At 31.9% G+C, this 22,340-nt stretch carries 23 protein-coding genes; 5 read left to right on the top strand and 18 right to left on the bottom strand.

What is annotated here, in order from left to right; translation table 11 throughout:
- Nucleotides 1-247: 247 nt before the first annotated feature.
- The 3 genes from Q5Y73_RS21925 to Q5Y73_RS21935 all read right to left on the bottom strand — a co-directional run bounded on the left by Q5Y73_RS21925 (nucleotide 248) and on the right by Q5Y73_RS21935 (nucleotide 3,279).
- Nucleotides 248-1,201 carry a GGDEF domain-containing protein gene (locus Q5Y73_RS21925; protein ID WP_305994063.1) on the bottom strand — a complete coding sequence of 318 codons (954 nt, stop codon included), beginning with the start codon at nucleotides 1,199-1,201 and terminating at the stop codon, nucleotides 248-250.
- Nucleotides 1,202-1,384: 183 nt separating this feature from the next.
- Nucleotides 1,385-2,143 (bottom strand): TSUP family transporter, encoded by a 759-nt coding sequence (locus Q5Y73_RS21930; protein WP_305994064.1) that lies wholly within the window; start codon nucleotides 2,141-2,143, stop codon nucleotides 1,385-1,387.
- 164 nt (nucleotides 2,144-2,307) lie between these two features.
- A complete protein-coding gene (locus tag Q5Y73_RS21935; protein ID WP_305994065.1) occupies nucleotides 2,308-3,279 on the bottom strand; it encodes an MraY family glycosyltransferase in 972 nt (323 codons plus the stop codon).
- A gap of 324 nt (nucleotides 3,280-3,603) precedes the next feature.
- On the opposite strand from Q5Y73_RS21935, the gene glxB reads away from it, so the two are divergent.
- Nucleotides 3,604-3,987 (top strand): methylglyoxalase, encoded by a 384-nt coding sequence (gene glxB, locus Q5Y73_RS21940; RefSeq protein ID WP_305994066.1) that lies wholly within the window; start codon nucleotides 3,604-3,606, stop codon nucleotides 3,985-3,987.
- Nucleotides 3,988-4,021: 34 nt separating this feature from the next.
- On the opposite strand, the gene Q5Y73_RS21945 is transcribed toward glxB, so the two are convergent.
- The 6 genes from Q5Y73_RS21945 to Q5Y73_RS21970 form a co-directional block, all read right to left on the bottom strand.
- Nucleotides 4,022-5,014: an NAD(P)-dependent alcohol dehydrogenase gene (locus tag Q5Y73_RS21945; RefSeq protein ID WP_305994067.1), complete on the bottom strand. Its 993-nt coding sequence runs from the start codon at nucleotides 5,012-5,014 to the stop codon at nucleotides 4,022-4,024.
- Between the two features lie 186 nt (nucleotides 5,015-5,200).
- Entirely contained in the window at nucleotides 5,201-5,887 is a 687-nt protein-coding gene (locus tag Q5Y73_RS21950; protein ID WP_305994068.1) for a DUF4386 domain-containing protein, read from the bottom strand.
- 54 nt (nucleotides 5,888-5,941) lie between these two features.
- The gene (locus Q5Y73_RS21955; protein WP_305994069.1) at nucleotides 5,942-6,184 is read right to left on the bottom strand and encodes a hypothetical protein; all 243 of its coding nucleotides are present in this window, start codon (nucleotides 6,182-6,184) and stop codon (nucleotides 5,942-5,944) included.
- Between the two features lie 6 nt (nucleotides 6,185-6,190).
- Entirely contained in the window at nucleotides 6,191-6,487 is a 297-nt protein-coding gene (locus Q5Y73_RS21960) for a hypothetical protein (RefSeq protein WP_305994070.1), read from the bottom strand.
- A gap of 50 nt (nucleotides 6,488-6,537) precedes the next feature.
- The gene (locus Q5Y73_RS21965; protein WP_305994071.1) at nucleotides 6,538-6,945 is read right to left on the bottom strand and encodes a zf-HC2 domain-containing protein; all 408 of its coding nucleotides are present in this window, start codon (nucleotides 6,943-6,945) and stop codon (nucleotides 6,538-6,540) included.
- Nucleotides 6,942-7,517 carry an RNA polymerase sigma factor gene (locus Q5Y73_RS21970; protein ID WP_305994072.1) on the bottom strand — a complete coding sequence of 192 codons (576 nt, stop codon included), beginning with the start codon at nucleotides 7,515-7,517 and terminating at the stop codon, nucleotides 6,942-6,944. The genes Q5Y73_RS21965 and Q5Y73_RS21970 overlap by 4 nt, the downstream gene beginning before the upstream one ends.
- Nucleotides 7,518-8,049: 532 nt before the next feature.
- On the opposite strand from Q5Y73_RS21970, the gene Q5Y73_RS21975 reads away from it, so the two are divergent.
- From Q5Y73_RS21975 to Q5Y73_RS21985, 3 genes are read left to right on the top strand one after another with little or no spacing between them, the layout of a single operon-like run.
- Entirely contained in the window at nucleotides 8,050-9,513 is a 1,464-nt protein-coding gene (locus Q5Y73_RS21975; RefSeq protein WP_305994073.1) for a spore germination protein, read from the top strand.
- 20 nt (nucleotides 9,514-9,533) lie between these two features.
- Nucleotides 9,534-10,625, top strand: a complete 1,092-nt coding sequence (locus Q5Y73_RS21980; RefSeq protein WP_305994074.1) for a GerAB/ArcD/ProY family transporter — start codon at nucleotides 9,534-9,536, stop codon at nucleotides 10,623-10,625.
- Between the two features lie 14 nt (nucleotides 10,626-10,639).
- Entirely contained in the window at nucleotides 10,640-11,710 is a 1,071-nt protein-coding gene (locus tag Q5Y73_RS21985; protein ID WP_305994075.1) for a Ger(x)C family spore germination protein, read from the top strand.
- Here the strand turns inward: Q5Y73_RS21985 and Q5Y73_RS21990 are convergent.
- From Q5Y73_RS21990 to Q5Y73_RS22000, 3 genes are all read right to left on the bottom strand, one after another.
- A complete protein-coding gene (locus Q5Y73_RS21990; RefSeq protein WP_305994076.1) occupies nucleotides 11,707-12,444 on the bottom strand; it encodes a PP2C family serine/threonine-protein phosphatase in 738 nt (245 codons plus the stop codon). The genes Q5Y73_RS21985 and Q5Y73_RS21990 overlap by 4 nt on opposite strands.
- A gap of 444 nt (nucleotides 12,445-12,888) precedes the next feature.
- Nucleotides 12,889-13,230 (bottom strand): NIPSNAP family protein, encoded by a 342-nt coding sequence (locus Q5Y73_RS21995; RefSeq protein WP_305994077.1) that lies wholly within the window; start codon nucleotides 13,228-13,230, stop codon nucleotides 12,889-12,891.
- Between the two features lie 42 nt (nucleotides 13,231-13,272).
- Nucleotides 13,273-14,040, bottom strand: coding sequence for a DeoR/GlpR family DNA-binding transcription regulator (locus tag Q5Y73_RS22000; protein ID WP_305994078.1), 768 nt, complete (start codon nucleotides 14,038-14,040; stop codon nucleotides 13,273-13,275).
- Between the two features lie 302 nt (nucleotides 14,041-14,342).
- Here Q5Y73_RS22000 and Q5Y73_RS22005 point away from each other — a divergent pair, with 302 nt between their 5' ends.
- Nucleotides 14,343-15,470 (top strand): sensor histidine kinase, encoded by a 1,128-nt coding sequence (locus tag Q5Y73_RS22005; protein ID WP_305994079.1) that lies wholly within the window; start codon nucleotides 14,343-14,345, stop codon nucleotides 15,468-15,470.
- Between the two features lie 61 nt (nucleotides 15,471-15,531).
- On the opposite strand, the gene Q5Y73_RS22010 is transcribed toward Q5Y73_RS22005, so the two are convergent.
- The 6 genes from Q5Y73_RS22010 to Q5Y73_RS22035 form a co-directional block, all read right to left on the bottom strand.
- Nucleotides 15,532-15,729 (bottom strand): GNAT family N-acetyltransferase, encoded by a 198-nt coding sequence (locus Q5Y73_RS22010; protein ID WP_305994090.1) that lies wholly within the window; start codon nucleotides 15,727-15,729, stop codon nucleotides 15,532-15,534.
- 147 nt (nucleotides 15,730-15,876) lie between these two features.
- Nucleotides 15,877-17,604 carry a M20/M25/M40 family metallo-hydrolase gene (locus tag Q5Y73_RS22015; RefSeq protein WP_305994080.1) on the bottom strand — a complete coding sequence of 576 codons (1,728 nt, stop codon included), beginning with the start codon at nucleotides 17,602-17,604 and terminating at the stop codon, nucleotides 15,877-15,879.
- Between the two features lie 69 nt (nucleotides 17,605-17,673).
- Nucleotides 17,674-19,413, bottom strand: coding sequence for an ABC-F family ATP-binding cassette domain-containing protein (locus Q5Y73_RS22020; RefSeq protein ID WP_305994081.1), 1,740 nt, complete (start codon nucleotides 19,411-19,413; stop codon nucleotides 17,674-17,676).
- A gap of 431 nt (nucleotides 19,414-19,844) precedes the next feature.
- Nucleotides 19,845-20,348: a GyrI-like domain-containing protein gene (locus tag Q5Y73_RS22025; RefSeq protein ID WP_305994082.1), complete on the bottom strand. Its 504-nt coding sequence runs from the start codon at nucleotides 20,346-20,348 to the stop codon at nucleotides 19,845-19,847.
- A 208-nt stretch (nucleotides 20,349-20,556) separates the two neighbouring features.
- On the bottom strand, nucleotides 20,557-21,564 hold the full coding sequence (locus Q5Y73_RS22030) for a phosphotransferase enzyme family protein (protein ID WP_305994083.1): 1,008 nt from the start codon (nucleotides 21,562-21,564) through the stop codon (nucleotides 20,557-20,559).
- A 445-nt stretch (nucleotides 21,565-22,009) separates the two neighbouring features.
- Nucleotides 22,010-22,279 (bottom strand): CD3324 family protein, encoded by a 270-nt coding sequence (locus tag Q5Y73_RS22035; protein WP_305994084.1) that lies wholly within the window; start codon nucleotides 22,277-22,279, stop codon nucleotides 22,010-22,012.
- Nucleotides 22,280-22,340: the final 61 nt, after the last annotated feature.

A 22,340-nucleotide genomic window follows, 5' to 3' on the forward strand; every position in this document is an offset into this window, starting at 1 on the left:
CTAATCAATAAATGATGTAATATATGATTTTAGAATAAATGCACATTTAAATAGTTTCTTTAGGGGAAGTTATTAGAAAACCTCAACAGTCATCGTTGAGGTTAGAAACATGTAAACTATTAAAATTGTAAGATTTATATGATGTCTTTTTCATTCTTATTACTGTTGAAAGTATTCCCCTCACCTAAATCAACAATATCTGCCAATTCATGCTTAAATCCATCTAGTCAGACATATTGTTATTTTGCTATTCACTAATACAATTCCGACCTTTTTCTTTAGCACGATACAATGCAGTATCAGCAGCTTTTATTACATCATTACTTAACATATTTTGATCATTCTTTTCGGCTATACCGATACTGACAGTTGCTTTTATTGTATGTTTAGCTGATTGACTATCTTTGGATGGCTCTTTATAGATGTACTCTTGTTTAGCGACCCTTTCTCTCAGATCTTCTAAATGAGAGTATGTTTCTTTAATTGCTTTCTTGGAAAAAATAATGATAAATTCTTCTCCTCCGTAACGATACGTCTTACCACCACCTGTTACTTTTTGCAAACAATTTGAAACCATCTTTAAAACTTCATCTCCAACATCATGACCATAAGTATCATTAATATTCTTAAAGAAATCAATATCTATCATCGCGACCGTATACTTACTACCAAGTTTCTTCAGGTCTTCATTAAGCATCCTCCTAGAAGGTATGTTAGTAAGTTCATCAATATATGCTATTGAATATGTTCTACTATAAATAGTTAATATTAATATAAACCCCGATAATAAAAAGAAGATATTCATACCTAAAACTATAGTGTTGGAATGAAACATATAGTTCATCGATAGAAAAGAGACAAGAAGCAAAATGCTAATTACAAAAGTTTTCACTTTATTGAATCGATAACTTAAGTATAGTAAAATTCCCAAGAAGCTGTAAGTAATGTATTGAAAAGTAACCCCATATATTGAATTATTATTTTCAAGATGTGGTGGTGGTGGAGCCCCAAGTGGTGGAAGTGAAATACCATCAGGGAGAGTTGGGACATCTCCATGTGGTGGTGGAGGAATTGGCCCCCTATGCGGAGGAGGATATACTCCTTCAGTAGGTAATACATTACCTTTACTTAGAAAGTAAATACCTAAAGAAAATAAAAAAATAACTAGATATGGAATCGTTTTTTTGAAAAAAAGTCTCACGTTATGTAAAAATCCTTTCATTAGATGTTTGAATTAAGACTTAATATATGATTTCTATTACTATTAAACGTAAATTTTACCAACTCCATTATACTGAATAGCAAGATTTATATCAAAAGAAAATATTACCATAGATTAATCCTTTTGTTCTAATACTTTCTATTTATTCTGTATTCAACAATACTATCCAAAGTTCCTCCAAAAAACTTGTATTGCCATTATAAAACACACTGTAATCACGACAGGTTTTATTATTGAAGCGCCTTTATCTAATACCATCTTTGCACCGATAAATGAACCTATAATTTGTCCAAGCATCATAACTAAACCAATGATCCAAGCTATATGTCCAAAAAAGATAAAGTAAATTAGAGCTGAAAAATTACTAGTGAAATTTAATAATTTGGCATTTGCTGTTGCTTTTGAAGAACTATATCCACATAATGCGATAAATGCCATTGCGATTAGGCTTCCAGTTCCTGGCCCAAAAAAACCATCATAAAATCCTAATAAAGGAGCAATTAAAAATGAAAAAAGCGAAAGTTTCATCCTCATTGGTCGATCTTTGTTGTCTATATTTGGAGAAAACAAAAAATAAATACCTATAAAAACAAGCATGAAAGGTAGTATCATTTGGAGATTATCTGCATTCATCTGTAAAAGAAGCCAGCCCCCAAGGATAGAACCCAAAAAAGTCATTAATATAGATAGTCTCATACTTTTAAGGTCAATAGCTCCTTTTTTTAAAAAAAACATTGTAGAGATGAAAGTCCCACTGCTTCCTTGAAGTTTATTGGTCGCGAGTGCGGTTGAAGGTGGCAAACCAGCTAATATCATAGAGGGTATAGTAATCAGACCTCCTCCACCGGCAATGGTATCAACCCATCCAGCTATAATCGCAACAATAAATAATAACAGAATAATTTCTATACCAAATTCCACTGCTTTGTCTCCTCTAAACCACATGATTTTAAAAACTACATAGTAAATCAATTAGAAATAGTTTATATGGATAATCCATTTGTGTCAATGAATTTGTATAGTTAAAAGAAGAAAACCTTTGGTAATATCTTACCTAAGGTTTTCTACAATTATGATTAGAACGATTAAACTGAAATTAAGATAATAATAATAGCAGTAAGGCCAAAGCATAAATTTAATAATGATAAAAATGCGACGACTTGTTTTTGATTTAATCCACTAGCCAAAAGTCTATAGTGTGCTTGTGTTGCATCAGCTTTATACACTGGTTTTCCAGCTAGAAATCTTTTTATTACAACAAATATGTTATCAAATATAGGAACCCCTAAAGCTAGTACCGGAACTAGTATAGATAATAAAGTAGCTTGTTTAAAAGCACCATCAAGTGCAATAATGGCTAGCATAAATCCAAGGAATGAGGCACCTGCATCCCCCATAAAGATTTTAGCTGGGGGTTTATTGTACTTTAAGTAGGCTATAGCTACTCCAATTAGAATAATCGCCATCAAAGCCGAGCTAGTTTGATTCATAGCAATGGCTACAATAAAAAGAGTTGTAGCAGAAATTGTAACCAACATGCCAGCCAATCCATCCATACCATCTGAAAAATTAATTACAGTAGTAACTCCAAAAATCCATAGAATTGTAAAAACAAACTGCAATATAATTGGTAAAACAATGTATTGATCAGTGAATGGATTCATAAAACCTTTAAATATGATTCCAGAACTGTATATCAAAATTGCAGCAATGACCTGTACAATAAGCTTGGGAAGTGCATGAAACTCTCTCCCCTTAGTTTTCATCCAATCATCAATAATACCTATACTGAGGATTAAAGTACCACCTATAAGAATAGAAAATAATTGATAATCATTATGATGATCTACTGCTATTAAATAGGTTACGAAAAATCCTATAAAGATAGCTATGCCTGCTGTTAGTGGGATAGGATCTCGATGAATTTTCCTCTCATTATTCATAACTGGTTTATCAAGAAAATCAATTTTAAATGCTAGAGATCTTAATGGAGGTATTAGAAAAAATACAATGAAAAAAGATAGAAAAAATGCTACAACATATATGATATCTACCACTCCTATTGTTTTTATAAAAACAATATAATTTTACAATATTTTTGGAAATAATTCCAGAACAAAAACTCTTTGCGTAGACTTTCATAGAGTTAGTTTTATGATTTATTTGTCAATATTTAACTTTAAATAAACAAGGAACTTCCAAGAAGGAAGTTCCTTGTTTTTAGTTGAATATATTCTTCAACGAACTAATTAAAATATGCTGAAATGAGAATAGAGTAATTTTATAAACAAACTTCAGACTAATGTATGAATTTTTCTGTTTTGAACCAGATTGTTACAGAGTACCATTCGTCGCGAATATCAAAGGAGGCTATAACATTTATGAAAGTCATTATTTCAAGTATCTTCGTACAAGAACAAGATAAGGCATTGGAGTTTTATACACAAACATTAGGTTTTGTAAAAAAGCATGACGTTCCCGTTGGAGAATATAGGTGGATAACTCTTGTATCTCCCGATGATCATGACGGTACCGAGCTTTTGCTGGAACCTAATAATAATCCGACAGCCAAAGAGTATCAAAAAAAAATATTTGCCGAAGGTATCCCAGCAACAATGTTTGGCGTTGCAGATGTTTTCAAAGAATACGAACGACTAATAAAAAACGGAGTGAAGTTCACTCAAAAGCCAACAGAAATGGGTGAAGTCACATTGGCTGTCTTCGATGATACATGTGGCAACCTTATTCAGATTGTGCAGAAGTGATTTTGTGACATAAGAACCTAGTTTTTTAAAAATATTAAATAGTTATAACAACATTGCTCTTTTTTTGTCCGGATTCAACATACCTGTGGGCATCGACAGTCTGTTCTAAGGGAAAAGATCTATCTATGATTGATTTAATCTTTCCCTTCTCAATAAGCTCTTTTAGGAAAATTAAATCTTCAGTCTTTTCATTAGACAACGCACAAATCACTTTCTTACGGCTGAACATTGAAGTCCACAGCATTTGAAAAAGCTGTTTTATCTTAAAGCTGGCTAAAAGATAAATTCCATTTTGTTTTAGTGAGTCTTTACAATCTAGAAATGAACTCTTGCCTAATATGTCAAAAATAAGATCGTAAGTTTCACCGTTTATCGTAAAATCTTCTTTTGTGTAATCAATAACCTTATCAGCACCGAGAGATTTCACAAATTCTAATCTTGAAGTACTGCATACTCCGGTAACTTCAGCACCAAAGTATTTTGCAATCTGTACCGCAGCTGAACCAATACCCCCAGATGCACCAATAATAAGTACTTTTTGTCCACTACGAATTCCTACTCTTCGAAGTAAATTCAATGCCGTCATTGCCCCATAGGGCACGACAGTGGCTTCCTCATAAGTCATATTCGTTGGTTTTTTAGTCAAATTTCCTTTTTCTGCTATACAAATATACTCTGCATAAGCACCCATTTTTTGACCGAGATATCCAAAAACCTCATCTCCTAGCTTAAATGATTTTACATCTTTACCCACTAATTCAACTTGCCCAGCAAACTCACTTCCTAGAATTGTTATCTTTGGCTCGCGAAATCCAAAGTATATCTTTGCAAAGACCCAGAAGAACAAAGGCATGTTAAATTTACGAGGAGAGATTTCCTTGAAATTTCGAGCCACTATATCTCCGTAATTTACAGATGTTGCATTTACTCTAATTAACACTTCATTGTTTTTTGGAATAGGTTTTTTCACATCTTTTAGTTTCAATACAGATGGCGATCCAAAATTTTCATATACTACTGCTTTCATCCCAATCATCTCCTTTAATACCTCATAGTTTAATAATCCAATTATCCACTTATTAAATCAGAGTATGTAACTCTAGAATATGACTTTATCACGAGAAAAATCCTTCCAAAAATACAGAAGGACTTTCTATTAATTTATAAGAAAACAACACAAATTGGGATCGGAATCAAAATGCACATATTTGTCTCATTTATAATTTGAATCATCAACTATTGGATTGAAACCTTTAATCAATAGATAAATAGCCAGAATCAACTCAAATATGGCTGTTGGTGCCATCATTATAAAGTAAATTGGTGTAATTATATTAATGAAGTCAAACATCAACAGCAATGTTGCAATTAAAACAAAAATAGACCCAATAAAACCCCAGATTGATAGCCATTTTGGAATAAGGTTCATACGATAAAAGCTAAAATATAGTATTAAACCACCTAAATTCCAAGGAAGTATCACTCCTAAATGATTCATCCCATCTCTATATACTCTAAGCAATTCTCCTATAGTTTGAAAATAAGATGGGTTTGGCTGCCCTTCTATTATAAAACGTTCACTTATGAATAATAGTAGCAGTAAAGATACAATTCCTACAAAAAGAAATGCTGCCCCTATAATTCTGAATCCGAAATATCCAAGGGCCAATCTTTCATTATATTTCTTAATGTTTGGATATAATAAAATCGCAATATACACATATACAGTAGCCATAACAAATTGAAAAAATGTAGCCATCAATACTTGCATTTTGATTGATGATAATTGATTAAGATAATCTGATCGCTCTAAGGCTGGAACCGATGATAATATACCAGAAATCAACCCTAATATTAATAATATTCCGAATATTATGGCTGTTTTTCTGTTAAGACTCATCATTCATCCCCCCTCATAGTGTACTGTTTATTTTAATTACTCTCCTTTTATTTTTTATCCTTTTAAAATTTGCTTCCAAACTTTCAGTTCCAAAGGTAACATCTGTTCATATGAATTTGTCAGGACTTCTCTAACTTCTAATGGAACTTCATCTTTTTTGAGCTGTTCATCAAATACTTTTACAGCATTTCGTTTACTTCTTTTTAACTTCATAAACAATAAGGATAGTTTATTTAAAAGCAATACAGAACCCAATAAAATGTGTGTAAATCCAATTGTATTCCTTATCCATTTCATTGGTTTCTACTCTCCTTGATGATGAGTATCATTAAAATTTTTCATTACATCTTTAAGCGAAAACATATAGTCTTTAGCCATTTGCACAGCTACCTCCTGTGGAATTCCTGCATCCACTAATTCCTTATACAATGAACCTACTGCTCTTCCCATATCACTTGCTGATTTTTGAGAATAAAGGGTATTTAATATATTCGTGATTAATTCAGGTACTTTTTTAGAAGCTACCTCTAATAATTCCGATACTTCCTCTACAGAAGGATCACCATGATGATCATACTCTCTATATTTATGATTAGACATTTGAATAACACTCCTTATATTTTTTTATAACTAGCCTAAGTCATTATAATTTAATTCTTTCTTATAACTGGTTTTAAACTATTTGTGAATTGGGAAACTTCACCTTTAAACGTTGTTGTTAGAGTATTAAAAATATGATTGACTACATCGAATGGATTCAGTATCTTATTATTTTTCAATTGCAATGACGAGTTAGAAACGTCTGTTTCTTCAAACTGATCCGTATGAATTTGGGCTTTAATTTTTGAGAATACATCTCCAGTAAACTGATCATTCACTCTCTCTTTATTTGATAGTTCCTCTACTTTTCTATTCAAATCAACGAAAAAAACGAGTTCATTCCTACAGTGATTACAGGTTGCTATATGCTGATAAGCAGTCACCTTTTCACTGCTGTTTAATGTTCCATTTACTAACCATGGGATGAGCTCCTGCATTTGAATACAAACGTCATTCATTGCTTCAATACCCCTTTCTCTAAACTTTTTCGCAAATGCTTCTTTAATTGGTATACTCTGCTTTTCACTGTTCCCTCTGGTATATTTAATAGCTCTGATATTTCTTTATAGGACATTTTCATGTAAAACACCAAATAAGTTAATTCTTGTTCATTAGGCTGTAAAGATTCCAGTGTCTTTTGAATTGAAATTTCATCTATTATATGATTCGAAAAATCTTCAGTATCAGGCAAGTGCTTTACATTTTCCAGTACTGTATTTTTTTCGTCATCGTATTTACTTCTGTAGCGATCCATTAGTTTATGTTTAGCGATGCTAATAATCCAAGTAGATACTGTTGATTTTTTATTATATTTGCCAGCACCTCTCCAAACCGCAAGAAAAACCTCCTGTAAAATATCTTCAATCATATAAGGATCATTGAGCCTTAACCTGAGATATCCCGTTACTTTTTGCATAAATTCTTTGTAGAGGATTTGAAACGAATCCATATCTCCTTTCGATACTTTTGCTACAAGCTGTTTCCGGCGCTTCTCCTCATTTATAACGCCGGTTGGTAAAAATCCATGCAACCACCTACTTTCAATCTCATGCTTTCATAAACTTAGTCGTTACATTTTTCAATAAGGTTCATTTTATTTAATACATTTTTATAAAATTGGATAACTATCTATTCGCTTCTCTGATTTAAATCCCTTTTGTTGATAAATTCTAGCGTAGAAAAAAAGAACCCCTATGGAAGGTCCTGTTACGATAGACAATTTTAGATAAAGTTATGCTAATTTCATAAAGAAGTAACAAAGGTACGATAACTAGAATATCAGAAACAAGTGTTCATCTAATCCTGCTTTACTAGCAGTAGATTCGTAATTTGAAGTACCAACTTGTTTTCAGAAGAAGGTTGTATTGGATTGAAATAACCTGATCCTTTATGCGTTTTAAATTCTAATAAATGATCTGCTGGATTTAGTGACACATAGTTTTACATTATTTATTGAATTGATAACCTTACAATTGCTCATACTAATGGCAAAATATAAACTTTTAATGTTAAAAATTGTATGCTCATAAGTTGTTTGTTTTAAATTGCTGGGGGGGATTCACTTGTTTAAATTCCTTAAAAAAACAATGGATAAAGATTCGCAGACTAAAAAACTCGATATTAAAAATAACCAAAGGAGAAACGACCCTCCTACCCGCGACTATATAGATGAAGAATTCACGGATTGTGCAGACATAACAAAGAAAGAACTCTCTAAAATCAATGTTTTATTCGTATATTTTGAATATATGATAGATAACGAAATGGCAGATAAAATCCTGTTTTCAAAGATAGAAAAATTAGAGGAAGAAGAAATCAGGCACTTTTTTCATAAAAATCAATTTCAAGCTTGTAAAGACAGTTACCAAGCAGTGAGGGCCATTTTAGACGGCTCTGTTCTTATTTTTCATCAAAATGATGCGTACATTTTTTCTGCTATCAACTTAAAAACACGTGCTATACAAACAGCGGAATCTGAAACCATTATTACGGGTTCACATGATGCCTTCAATGAAGAAATTAATACGAATTTATCCCTTATAAGAAGAAGAGTGAAAAGCGCTCACTTAAAGGTATTACGTTTTACAGTTGGGAAAATCACAAAAAACACGGTATATATTCTATATATCCAAGACATAGCTGATCAAGAGTTGATGAATGAACTAAAAACAAGAATAGATCGTATTGATATTGATGCAATTAATGATGTGAATATGTTAGTTCAACTATTTGAAGAATATCCAAACTCACCGTTTCCTCAGTTCTTTACGACTGAACGACCGGATGTGATGTCCTCTAAACTAACGGAAGGCAAAATCGTTGGACTTATGAGTAATAGTCCATATGCTTTTAGTGCACCGGCAACTTTTTTTGATTTTGTTCATTCTCCAGATGATTACAATCAACGCTGGGTAGCTGGCTCATTGATCCGTTTTTTTCGATTATTTGCATTTTTCATTACAGTGACACTGACTGCTTTTTATGTGTCTATTACTACATATCACTATGAGATGGTTCCTGAATTGCTTTTACCCAGTTTGATTAAATCTAGAAGCAATGTACCTTTCCCACCGATTATAGAGGCGCTTTTAATGGAGTTTACGATTGAACTTTTGAGAGAAGCAGGTGCACGCTTACCAACAAAAGTTGGGCAAACGATTGGGATTGTTGGAGGGATTGTAATCGGTTCAGCCTCTGTTGAAGCAGGAATTACTAGTAACATTTTAATTATCTTTGTTGCTATATCTGCTATATCTTCTTTTGTGATTCCTAGTTATGTTATGAGTAGTTCAGTTAGAATCATTCGCTTTGGCTTTATTTTGATGGCAGGTTTCTTAGGCAATTTAGGAATTAGTGTAGCTTTAGGTTTCCTAGTTATTTCTCTTACAAGCCTTACGAGTTTAAAAACTCCTTACCTATGGCCTATCTCACCTACACAGCCTAAGAAATGGTTGGATACCATTATTCGAGCTCCTTATTCAGCTTTAATAAATAGCAAACCTGGAAACACCAGAGGAAAAAAATGAATGTCTAAGGAGGATTTACGATGCAAGAAAAACTCCATCCTTTTCAAATCACTGTTCTTATTTATATGATTCAATCTGGAGTGACAATATTTAGTTTACCAAGGATAACAGCTGATGCTTTTGGAACAAATGGATGGATAGGCATTCTGATTGTTTCTTTATATTCTATGATAAATATATTATTCATTGCGATGGTTTTTCATTATGGTGATGGAAGATCCATCTTTAAAATATTTGAAGACATGCTGCCTAAAATTCTACTGCGTCCATTTTTTCTTTGTTTGGCACTTCTTTGGTGTATCCTTGGTATTTTAATTGGTAAAGATTTTGCGTTATTATTCCAGATGTTATATTTGCCTGACCTCTCCCCTTCTGTGTATATTTTGATCATGTTAATCTTCGTATTTATGCTTGTTAGTAAAGGAATTTATCAAATTGGAAAAACCACCATTATTTTTTTCTTCATGACGATATGGACCATTTTTTTAATGTTATATTTTATTAGCGAATTTGAATTTGATCGATTAACTCCATTCATTTTTAAAGGAGACAAGCAACTATTTACTCAAGGGCTAGAAGTCATAAATGCCTTTTTAGGATATGAGATAGTCATTCTTATGTTTCCTTACATTGCAAAATCAAAATCATCTATAAAAGCTTTTTTTTATGGAAATCTTATTACAACCTTCATTATATATCTCCCGCTTTGTTTTATATGCTTTGGTGTCTTGAGTTTTGATCAATTAAAAAATGAGACGTTTCCTGTATTAACACTATTCGAGTATTTTCAATTTCCATTTATTGAGAGAATTGAAAGCTTTGTGTTTAGTCTTTTTTCATTAAAAGTGTTAATCACTGTTGTAATGTTTTATTGGGCAAGTGATGAAGTTTTCAGATATGCCGTACCGAAAATCAAATCATCAAAAATATCCATACTCATTCTAATCATGATCTCCTTTCTCATATCTTTGATTCCAGATTACTTGTTGGACGTTGAGGCATGGTTAAACTGGCTTGGGAGAGCAGAAGCAGTAATTGCATTAGGCTTACCGCTTTCACTTTTATTTATTTTAGCTATTACTAAAATAAAACGAAAAAGGAAAATGTCATAGGATGGTGATAATTAATGAAAAAAGCGCTGTGTCTCCTTTTTATATTATTGTTATCTGGTTGTATGAATAATTATGGTATCGATGATTTAGCTATGTTGAGTGGAATTGCTTTTGATACTTCAGAGGAAGATTATCTTGATGTAACTGCAATGTATCAAGTTCCAACTGAGACGGATGTTTTTGAATACTTGCATGCAACTTCAAAAAACACAGAAATTGAACTCATGTCACAAACAAAAAGAGAAATCGCATTCGGTCAATTAAGGATTGCATTATTTGGAGAAGAAATTGCATCTGAAGGCATATATCCTATTATATTGTCTTTTCTTCGTGACCCTTCTATAGGTCCATTAGTAAAACTAGCTGTTACCAAAGGAACGGCCAAAGATATTTTAATTACTAAATTAGAAAAAGAACCAAATACAGGCTCTTATATTGAAACGATGTTAGCAAAATTCGATGAAGAATATGTCTTCCCTTCAGTAAACCTTTTAAGGTTTACAAGATCTTATTTTGACGATGGAGTTGATCCGTTTTTACCATTGATATCAAGTACAGGGAAGAATATTATTTTAGATGGATTAGTCCTTTTTCAAAATGATAGGTTGGTGACAACGCTTAACAAAGAAAAATCAATCTATATGTTACTTTTGGCTGAGGATTTTAAAAAGGGAGTAGTGGATCTTGTCATAGAATTTGATGATAAAAAGGAAGATATTCACTTATCCTATGTTCGCAATAGTCATAAAACGAAAGTAATGCGAGAAGATAATCAATTTTCTATCCATTATGATATTGAAATGTCCGGTAGTTTAGAAGGATATTCTGGGGATCAAACATTGAAAGAAGATACAGTGCAAAAAGAAATCGAAATAAAAATTAATAACGCATTAAATAGAGAAATGAAAGAAATGCTTCTGTTCCTTCAAAAACATAAAGTAGACCCTATTGGCGTTGGCGGAAGTATAAGAAATAGTTTATCATACGCTGAGTGGAAGAAGTTAAATTGGGAAGAAACATATCCAAATATTAACTTCTCCATTGATGTTAGTATGAAAATAAGAAATGTGAGTAAATTTAACTAAGTGACGCTAGGCATAGTTGAATTTTTATTATTAATCACCTTCCAAGAAATGATAGTTGTACTGTCTCGAACATGTTTGTCCTGAATGTCTTCTAGTAATTTTGTGACACCTTTCTGATTAGATACACCTTTAAAGGCTTCAAATATTTTCTCAGGATATTTATAGATTGTACCTGGACATTCAACTAATCCATCTGTCGTTAAAAATATATGATTTTCTCCTGTTCTTAATTCTTTAATTCCCGAGCTGTAACATGGGATAGATTTGTTGAACGTACTTTCTTCTCCTATCCATTCATAAAAGCTCCTATGGTTTTGTTGATATTCTCCTAGGGTTGATAATTCATGATGATGTAGATGAAGAATGCAATCTCCGACAGAAAACCAACAAAGGTAATTTTCTTTTCTTATGACAAAAAGACAAGCCGTTTCTCCTTGGATTTTACTACATGACTCTTGAAATTCTTCACTTTTAAATATATTAAGAATAAAGGCTTGTATACAATCAAATGCATTCTGAGTTTGTTTCTGTAAAATTTCATACACTGTTCCCTTTTCTTTTCCAAAGGTTTCAAGAACTAATTCTGCACTTTGGGCTGTTTTATGAGCGTCCAGTATGATCGCAAATTCCCAATCTTTTTCCTGATTTACCCACACCATGCATCCATCTTCATTCTTATATTGACCGGCTGAAGAATTTCCTCCAAAGTGTCCGATAACTAAATTATTATCCAATTTCTTTGTTTGAACCTCATCTATATAATGTTGTTCACTTCCTACCCATTGATACTCTTTAATGATGGATCACCTCCATAATGGTCTTAATCTATGTAATGTTTTATCCTTTCACAAAGTCGGGTAACTTCTGTATTTCCACCCATCGGAGCTTCTTTCCAATCATATACCTCCATAGGTCCCCAGTATTCTTCAGGAGTATTTGGATAAAATTCCCGAAGTGCTTACATTTCCTTTATGTTTTTCACAAATAAAACAACCATTATCCATATATCAGTTCCTCCAGTATGCAATAGAAATTAAATTATAAAATCTCTAAAAGAGACGATAGATTTAGTTTTTTCTTTTATCTATATAATTTCCCAATTTTAATTTAAACAAATATTTCAGTCAACATTTTTATCTATACCTATGTTTGCTGTGAATAGTAGATAAGTTTATTTTTCATATAAGAACAGTTGATTCTATAAAGTCCTCTTTGATTTCTTCTTTTAAGTATTTAATGAAAGTTTCTCTTCCTCCCATTCTATCAAACCAGCTCTGCACTCGTTTAACATGCTCCTTATCACTTCGTACTTGATTTTCAATCTTTAAATAATCTTCATAAGTTTTATACTCCCAAATAGCAAAGATTTCAACTTCATCATTACTTATTTCGGTCATCCATCTTCCAACTAATTTTGCTCCATATTTTATCTGAGTGGGTAAAAGAGTTTTATTAAAATGTTGATTAAATTCACTTATTATTCCTGGGTCTACTTTATATGTTTTTCTACGATATATCATGACTGTTCTCCCCTCCTTTTTCAGTGTATTTGCACTAATCCTTTATATATTTTTCGCTACAAGTACCTCAACACCCTGAGATTTAATGGTTTCCAAATAATTCATATCTGTTTCCTCATCCGAAATGATGATGTCTATTCCTTTAATAGGACACATATGTGAAAACAATTCAATATCAACTTTAAAATGTTCAATTAGGGCAATAATTTTTTTTGAATGATTGAAAACCGTTCTATTAAAAACTGAAACCTCTGGCGTAGCAGTGCTTAACCCTTTTGTTGATAAACCACCAGCAGTAGTAAAACATAAATCAAATGTAAACTGTCTTACAAATTCATTTGCGATAGAATCTGTTATATTTCCTGAATTTTTAACACTTCCACCAATAATGAAGGTCTGAACTTTACTTAAGTTTTTCAAAAGATAAGCGACTTCAATGGAATTTGTAACGACAGTAAATGAGATATCATTAGGTAAATGTTTAATCATTGCATAATGAACAGCTGCTCCACCAATAAAGAGAGTCTGATTTTCTTCAATATAAGAAACAGCTGATTTTGCAATTGCATTTTGAGTAATACTACCTTCTCCATAACGAATAGAAGGGGCTTGAGCGGAATTCCTAACCCTGGGAACTGAAATTGCACCGCCGTGTGTTCTTTTTAATAGCCCTTGATCTTCCATAATCGATAAATCTCTTCTAATGGAGTCAACAGAGATATTAAGATCAGCCGCTAAATCTTTTACTAGAACACGACCATTCTGTTTAATTAAATATAAAATTTTCTGTCTTCTTTCATCAGAGAACAATATATCACCTCAATTTCATATCACAATAGGAATGATTTGTTATATTTTTTCACTTTTATTCCGTTTTGTCAAACAAAATATTTCTTTTTATGCTTTTTTTTTCTGTTTTATGCATGTTAAATGACAATTTCCTAAGCTCTGACATTTTGATTATCGATATTTTTCAGTATGTTTAGTACAATTATTGATGAATGATAAATTCTTGCTAATTTATTATTGCATTTTCTGATAAAATGTTACTAGATTGAAATACATCATAGATGACTACTCCCTTGAATATGAGATTGAAAGTGGGAATATAGATGGAAGAAGTTCGTAAGAAGCTAATTTCTTTTTTAGAAGACAATAGCTCTACTTTTATAAAATCCTGGAGAGAAAATGTGATCATCTCAGATACAGATATACATAAAGAAGAAGTAATTTATAATGGGATGAAAATGTTCGAACTAGTAAAACAAAGACTGAATCATACTTTAAGTGAAGAGGGTTTGAGAGATTTTGCCTATAAAGTTGCAGTGGAGAGGCTTGAAGCCAATATTAATATTGGAGATTTTGTTTATAATGCGAATGCTGGACGAAGTGAGGTCATTAACTGGGTCATTAGCTCAGGAATCGCTTTAGAGTACCTCCCCCAAATCATCGAAGAGATCAATTCTTCATTCGATCTATTTAATTATTATGTGGTTAAAAAGTACACCGAAATCAAGGAAGAACAATTACAAAAGAAAAACATATTTATTGATCAAACCCATAAGGAACGATTAAAAATATTAGGACAAATGTCTTCTAGTTTTGTTCATGAATTTAGAAATCCTTTAACTACTTTGCTCGGTTTTACAAAGCTTATTGGGACTGAATATCCATTCATCAAATACATTGATATTATAGAACGAGAATTACATCAGTTAAACGCCCGTGTTACCCAGTTTCTTCATGTATCAAAAAAGGAATTAATCAATGGTGACATGAAAATAAACTCATTATATGAATTATTTGACGAACTGATTCATTTCATCTACCCAAGTATTGTAGATGTAAATGTAAGCATTACCAATAACATTGAACCTGGGATCATGGTATACGCGAATAAAGAGGAATTAAGACAAGTCTTCTTAAACATCCTCTTGAATTCAATAGATGCTCTCCAACAAGTAAAACATTCCAAAGAGATAAATATCGATTGTAAAACGATAAACGAAAAAGCTGAAATCATGATTTCCAATAATGGCCCTGTGATACCAAAAGAAATATCAAATGTTATTTTCGAACCCTTTTATACAACAAAGGAATTAGGAACAGGGATCGGTTTATATGTTTGCAAAAATATTATTGAAAAATATAACGGAGAAATTAGTGTAGATTCTGATTATGACATAACCTCCTTTTACATTAAAATTCCATTGTTAGTTTCCAATGAATCTCCAAATTAATGAAAACCTATCGTCTCTTTAAAAGAGATGATAGGTTTTTAGAATATAGGAGTATTTGTTACTATGAATCCAACCTATTTTCCAAAGAATCATTACAAAGTTGAAATCCGTTTCTGTTATAAAAGTCTATGCTATGTTCACTTGGCCAAACTATAATAAATTCAAAATTCATTTCTTTAGCCCATCTGTTTACTTCCTTTATTAATTGGCTCCCCAATCCTTTTCCTCTAACTTCTGGAACACTATATACGTTGGTCATATATGCAAATGGATAAGTCACCCTACAGTGTAAAATCCCATCTCAATTTAATTAATTGTTCAATATCTTTTTCTTCAGCAAGTCTAATATTCACCGTTTCCTCTCCTTGTTCATAATGATTTAGAACTTCATTTTATCTATTTATTATTACAATGTGCTTATAATCAAGCTAGATATTATCAAACTTGATATTCCAATTAATAATAAGATGGTGGGAAGTATCCATATTCGTTTGTATGTAACAAGTGGTAAAGCGGGTATGATTAAACTTAATAATAGAACTACTACTACTAATAAGATTCCTGCTAACTCAATAGTCATCAAGACAATGAGATAGTAAAGTATTGGGGTAAGTAGTATGAATCCAGGAATACTAAATAAAGAATGATAGAAATGTTTGACTGGTTGACTGTGAGTAGAAGTTCTTGTTATAAAAGCAATATTTAATCCTATTAAGGAAAATAATAAAGGCCAGTGAAATACATAACTACTACCTGGAAGATAAATACCAGAAGCTACAGATAAAATTGTCCATATCAACAATGCACCTAAATGAAGATTCCATAACTTGATCTTATTGGATGTTAGACGATAAATCAAAATAAATAGAGCTAAAGAGATAAAAACAAAACCAATAAAATAAATATAATTATAATTCAGGTGTGACATAATAAACCATGTTTTGTCTGGAAGTAGTGTTGTTATCATAAGCCAAAGAGCTGAAGTCATTCCAAATGAAATGAAAATTGTAAATAAAGCTATACATATACCACCCATCATACCGATAAAACTGACTTCCTTCTTAAGTTTGCCATGAATGAATGTAACAATAAACAACATTAAAATCATAATTGTAAATGGGATAACAAGTGATTCTGAATAAGTAATTACACTTGAACCAATAAAGTTAAAAAATACTGAGCTACCTTCTTTTACTTGTGATAAATTCTCATTTCCAAAATGATTTGTTAATTCATACATATGTACTCCATGATGAAATAAACTTCTCTCATCAAAAGATTCTAGGTTATCATCCATTGTATGATAAGCATACAATCCTTCAGCAAAGGCAAAGTTAAGTCCTGGCATTCCAGCCTCTTTAAATATGGTTAGATCTGTATCGTTCGGCATTTCTTTATACAAGCTGACCAATAGTGAATTGCCTACTGGACGAGAAGATGCTTCAATAAATTCATTAACTAACCATTGATTAGGATCACTTGTTTCAAACATCATAGAAGGTCCTTTATTCCCTCGGGCTTCAAAGTTCAAAACTAGACCAACTTCTTCAGCTAAAGGATTCTCTTCTACAAATCCTTTAGCCCCTAACAATCCTAATTCCTCTCCATCCGTAAATAAAACGATGATATCATTTTTTAATGGAGCTCCATTTTGTATTGCTCTTATCGTTTCAAGGATTGCTGCAACAGCGGCACCATCATCACTGACCCCTGGAGTTTCAGGTTGAGTATCATAGTGAGCTGCTAACATAACTGCTTTTGAATTGTCCGTTCCTTCTATTTTCCCTATCACGTTTTCAATTGTTGCTGAAGCATTCCATTTGGGGTTGCTCACATATGCCTGCTGTATCTCTGCTTTTATTCCAAGAGATTCTAGTTCATTCACTAGGTAGGTTTGAACTTTTTTGTTTTCTGCTGAACCCGTTGGATGTGGTTTTTGACCAATGACTCTTAAATGTTCCATAGCACGCTCAGTTGAAAATTCACTTTCTAGTCTATTTTCTTCTTCTACTACTTCTGGAGATTGGACTGATAATAAACCTAACCAAATTGTAAATATCATGATGAAAATAATAGCAATTGGGTATAAAGGGATCTTGTTATTTACTATTCTTTTTTCTGTATCGATTTTCACATACATCTCTCCCATCTTGATCTTTGGTAATAACACCGTCTATAACTTAGACGGTGTTATTACTAGATTTCATTCAAAAAGTAATTTTTTTCTTTTTGTTAGTTTATTATATTCTTCATCTAACGCTTGGTATTCTAAATCTGAAGGATTTAAACGTCCAAGTTCACCTATTATATTCAATAGACGATTTTCTATGACCATTTTTTCTTCTAATATGTTCTCCTGTGTCTTTGAATCTGGCTGTTTTTCTACTTCTTGAACCTTCTCGCTATATTCTTTATAACCACTTTCTACTTTTTGAACCTTGTCATCTTTAAAAATCAACAATTTATCACAGATCTTTTCAAGAAAATAACGATCATGGGAAACGATTAATAATGTACCACTGTAAGCTTCTAACGTCTTCTCTAATCGCTCTCTACTTTGTAAATCCAAATGATTCGTAGGCTCATCTAAGATCAATAGATCTCTGTTTTCATTCATAAGTTGTGCTAGTTTAAATTTTGTTCTTTCTCCTAGGCTTAATTGACCCATAGATTTATTTAACATAGATTCTTGCAACCCCATACTAATGAGCAAGTTCACTGTTTTTTGGACATCATTACGAATATAATGAATTCCCTCAATGATTTCTTTCATTGTTTTATCAGGGTTCAAGTCATTGACGTCTTGTGTCAAATGAGAGATTTTCAATGAAGGACTGATCCACAAATCTCCATCATCCAACTTATCTTTTTTAGACAAGATTTGAAGAAATGTTGTTTTACCGCAACCATTGGGTCCTATTAAACCTATTCTCTCACCCCTGAGTATACTAAAAGAACTATCTTGAAAAAGTAACTTTTCACCCATCATTTTCTTGATTTGGTTTGCAACAATATATCTTCTTCCACGTTGGTTTTGTTTTTCCAAATCAAAATATACTTTTGATTCTTCTTTTGGTTTCTGAACCCCTTCTATTTCAATTTTTTCCAGACGTTTTATTCTGGATTTAACCTGTTTATCCATTTTTTTAGCTTTCGTTCTATAAAACTCTTTTACTCCCATTCTCATATCTGCCATCTTGCCTACTTTACCAGCCTCTCTATGGGCTTTTGATGACCAATTGTTCAAACGTTCAATTTCTAATTCTATTTTCTTTTCATATTTTTTTTGTTGTTCATACTGATGTTTTTGACTTTCAAATCTTCTTTCTTTTTCTTCGCGATAAAAAGTATAGTTTCCTGAATAATTAGTGATCATACCATCTTCGATCTCAATGATTCGATCTACGGTTTGATCCAGAAAGTAACGATCATGAGAAATAATGATTGTGCTTGCTTCAAAATGGTTTAATTCGCTAATTAACCATTCAACACCTTGAAAGTCCAAGTGATTAGTAGGTTCATCCAATATTAAAAGATCAGGTTTAGAGGTGTAAACATGAGCAATGGCAAGCTTCGTTTTTTCCCCTCCACTCAACCCTGATATTTTATCACTATTCCAATTTTGAACCTTTTTTAACCCTAGATGACTTGATACTTCAAGAAAATCATGATGATCTTGTTCAAACATATGATTAAAAGATTCCTGAGAATAAGATGTGGATTGCAACAAATATCCTATTTTCAGATTTCGAACATAACGTGTAATTTCACCACTATCTGTTTTTGTTTTTCCACATATAATGTTTGCTAGAGTTGTTTTTCCAGCTCCGTTCATTCCTACTAATCCAATTCGTTCTCCATGTTTTACTTCAAGATTTACATCTTTGAGGACCGATTGATCTCCAAAACTTTTGTTGATATTGTATAAGCTTATCAAAGACATAAAAACACCTTCCTTTTATTTAAAATTTGAATTTTCCTCATTCGTGAGGTCTAAACTCCCAATTCGACTTTATTTAACACAAAAAAGCCTCTCTAGAATCTGAAACCTAGAGAGGCTTTACATACCTATATATGCAAAAATGTTAAGTGAATTAATCACATCATAAATAACGATATAGATTGTTCCTTTTATACACTCATATACAAAAAGGTAGTTATAAGACCAAGGGAAATAATAATCGTTAAATATATTACAATTTAGCACAAGTAAATGGGCATATTAAACCTATTCTCTAAGTTCCTATTGATTGCTTCTAGAAATTATAAGCAATGATTTAGTTAGAACTTTATAAAATAGATTTATTCCACATTAACTTTGTACCTTTCCCTTCCTAATAATAGATACTATTATATGCATAAAATGAAATATGGTCAATCTTTTTCCTGTTTTTTCTTAACAATTGGGATTAAAATGTCAAAGTGAGGGTTATTTTTATCATGATCTATTGGATATTTTTCATGTTTTATCGGTAGAGCGTCATAATATTTTTGATTTGCATCCTTGTATAGCTGAATATCATTTTCCTTAAGCCATTGATAAATATTATGGTATGTATATCCGATGTCTTCCCCTTTCTTATGATGAGTTTTTAAATATGTCATTTCTGGCACATGAATTTCAACCATACCTTCAGGAATCTGTTGTTCAGCACTTACTTCGAAAACAGAATAATGGATAAATCCATCGTTTCTCAAGTGATAAGATAATCCTAAATGAATTTCTGGATGAATGCTTTGTTCTAATTCATTCACCCTACTGCTCATTTCATTTATCATTTTTTTCAAATCACTAATTTCAGTGTAAGGTCCATCCCACTTTAAGCCAATGCCTCTGTAGGCAGGTATTTGGACGATTTCATATTGGTAATTTACCATATCATCTTCCCCCTAAATATAATTATTTATTTGATGAATAATTAATCCACCTTTATAGAACATAAGTTCTTTACATTGTATACAAAATATCCCAATATATCAACTGAAGATTAATTTTCAACATAAAAAAATCCCTTTCTACAACCACTTACATCAATAGTTTGTATGAAAAGGACTTTTATTCGCCTTGAATATAAAGTTATATATTTTATATATCTAAATGAATTTCATACTTTTTTAAAAAGTCCTTTACTCTAGGAATACTTGTTTCTATAAAGGGTTTAGGATCTTCATTTACTAATATATTATAATTCATGAAGTTTACTCTTCTACCAGTCATCAATAGCTCCAAGTCAAATTCCGTAAAATGAGGAAGCTCACGAACCTTTTCATATCCTTGCAAAAATAATTTTTTTATCTGATGATAATCGAAGTTATCATTATATCTGTAGTAGTACAACATATTAGAGAAATCATGTATTGGCAAACCAAGCATAACGTCATCAAAATCTAGTATATGCATATCCTCACCATCAACTCTTACATTCCAAGGGTTTAAATCCGCATGAATTAATTGAACTTCATTGATATTATTTTCATAATAAGAGGACAATTTTTCATTTAAGTATGGGATAATGTGATCCATTAAGTCATGAAACTCACTAGATAGAAACTTTTGATGTTTTTTGTGCTTATATACTGCTTCTTCTCCTTTATAATAAAACACCTTATTCCACATTCTTGGAGAAAGTTCAGTTGGAATAGAGGCCCGGTAAGTTGCATTATGCAATTGAGCAGTTAACTCACCAAGTTTTATGAAACGTTGATCATTTTCGTTTTCATCTAAATCTTCACCATTCACCCAAGTATATAAAACTACTCGTTTGGGAGTTGATGCATATTTGGAGTGAATAGTTTGAATTTGACTCCCGTCTTTTGCTGAGACAATGGACGGTATAGATATATTATCTGATTGACTAACTAAGTTTACAAAATAGATTTCAACTTGATTGTCTTCTAATGTGCTAGACTCCTCTTGAAATATTTTTAAGGCATAAGATTTCCCATTAACATCAGTAATTTTATAAAAGGTGTTTGTTTCTTCAGTAAAATAAGACATGTCAGCGATTTGTAGATCATACCTATCTGCTGCTAGTTCAGCAATCTGATCAAGCTCTTTTCTCTGTTCTGTTTCATCTTTATGTTCATTTATCATTAAAATCAACCCTTCCGTTTATTACATTTCATTATCAATCAAACTGTTTTTTTGAGATACATTCTTTATTTTAGGCAATTATTGATTTTATGAATATGAATAGATTAATTTATAAACAATTTTGGCATATATTCATCCGTATAAGTGAAGGACTCTACATGGAAGGAAAGTTTAGTCTTGTAAAGAAAACTCGCCTATTGGCGAGCCTTAGCGAAGACAGAGGGGTAGTTGTCAATTCATGGATGAATTGATGCCGATGTTCACCCAGTTCTTGGATGAACTGGTGTCAGAGTTGTCACATGGAGGTGATAGTTTATGATTGACCACAAGGATGTGGTGTTATGTTAGTCGGCCTTCATTAATTACTTTATTCAACTAAATTTTTTATAAACTCATAAAGAGAATAAAAACACTGATCACCCTTATAAAGAATGATCAGTGTTTGCTAATTATTTTTAGAATATACAATTTTTTTAATCGTCTCTGTTGAAAGAAAATATTCATCAGCTAATTGATCAATCGTTTGCCCCAAGTTAAATTTACTTTTAAGCGAGGCATTCCTTTCATCAATTGCTTTTCTACCTCCAGAAAGTGAACCCCATTTTCGATAATTCTTTTTGGCTTTAGGTATATATAATGTTTCCCCTTGAACGTACTTTTGAAGTTCTATCAGCAGTTCATCAGGCAATATTTCGTTTGCTTTCACACTTTTCATTTCTGCTCGCCCCTTAATTATATTTTTCAATAAAATATAAGGTGCAAAGCCAAACATATCA

The sequence above is a fragment of the Chengkuizengella axinellae genome, assembly GCF_030730905.1.
Taxonomy (GTDB): domain Bacteria; phylum Bacillota; class Bacilli; order Paenibacillales; family KCTC-33759; genus Chengkuizengella; species Chengkuizengella axinellae.

Excerpts from the sequence above, each read along its gene's own strand:
- glxB (WP_305994066.1), top strand. The coding sequence starts at position 3,604 with ATGAAAGTCATTATTTCAAGTATCTTCGTACAAGAACAAGATAAGGCA.
- Q5Y73_RS22005 (WP_305994079.1), top strand. The coding sequence starts at position 14,343 with ATGGAAGAAGTTCGTAAGAAGCTAATTTCTTTTTTAGAAGACAATAGC.
- Q5Y73_RS21965 (WP_305994071.1), bottom strand. The coding sequence starts at position 6,945 with ATGAATGACGTTTGTATTCAAATGCAGGAGCTCATCCCATGGTTAGTA.
- Q5Y73_RS21960 (WP_305994070.1), bottom strand. The coding sequence starts at position 6,487 with ATGTCTAATCATAAATATAGAGAGTATGATCATCATGGTGATCCTTCT.
- Q5Y73_RS22020 (WP_305994081.1), bottom strand. The coding sequence starts at position 19,413 with ATGTCTTTGATAAGCTTATACAATATCAACAAAAGTTTTGGAGATCAA.
- Q5Y73_RS22030 (WP_305994083.1), bottom strand. The coding sequence starts at position 21,564 with ATGATAAATGAACATAAAGATGAAACAGAACAGAGAAAAGAGCTTGAT.
- Q5Y73_RS21945 (WP_305994067.1), bottom strand. The coding sequence starts at position 5,014 with ATGAAAGCAGTAGTATATGAAAATTTTGGATCGCCATCTGTATTGAAA.
- Q5Y73_RS21995 (WP_305994077.1), bottom strand. The coding sequence starts at position 13,230 with ATGATATATCGTAGAAAAACATATAAAGTAGACCCAGGAATAATAAGT.
- Q5Y73_RS22025 (WP_305994082.1), bottom strand. The coding sequence starts at position 20,348 with ATGGTAAATTACCAATATGAAATCGTCCAAATACCTGCCTACAGAGGC.
- Q5Y73_RS21985 (WP_305994075.1), top strand. The coding sequence starts at position 10,640 with ATGAAAAAAGCGCTGTGTCTCCTTTTTATATTATTGTTATCTGGTTGT.
- Q5Y73_RS21980 (WP_305994074.1), top strand. The coding sequence starts at position 9,534 with ATGCAAGAAAAACTCCATCCTTTTCAAATCACTGTTCTTATTTATATG.
- Q5Y73_RS21955 (WP_305994069.1), bottom strand. The coding sequence starts at position 6,184 with ATGAAATGGATAAGGAATACAATTGGATTTACACACATTTTATTGGGT.
- Q5Y73_RS22010 (WP_305994090.1), bottom strand. The coding sequence starts at position 15,729 with ATGACCAACGTATATAGTGTTCCAGAAGTTAGAGGAAAAGGATTGGGG.
- Q5Y73_RS22035 (WP_305994084.1), bottom strand. The coding sequence starts at position 22,279 with ATGAAAAGTGTGAAAGCAAACGAAATATTGCCTGATGAACTGCTGATA.
- Q5Y73_RS21950 (WP_305994068.1), bottom strand. The coding sequence starts at position 5,887 with ATGAGTCTTAACAGAAAAACAGCCATAATATTCGGAATATTATTAATA.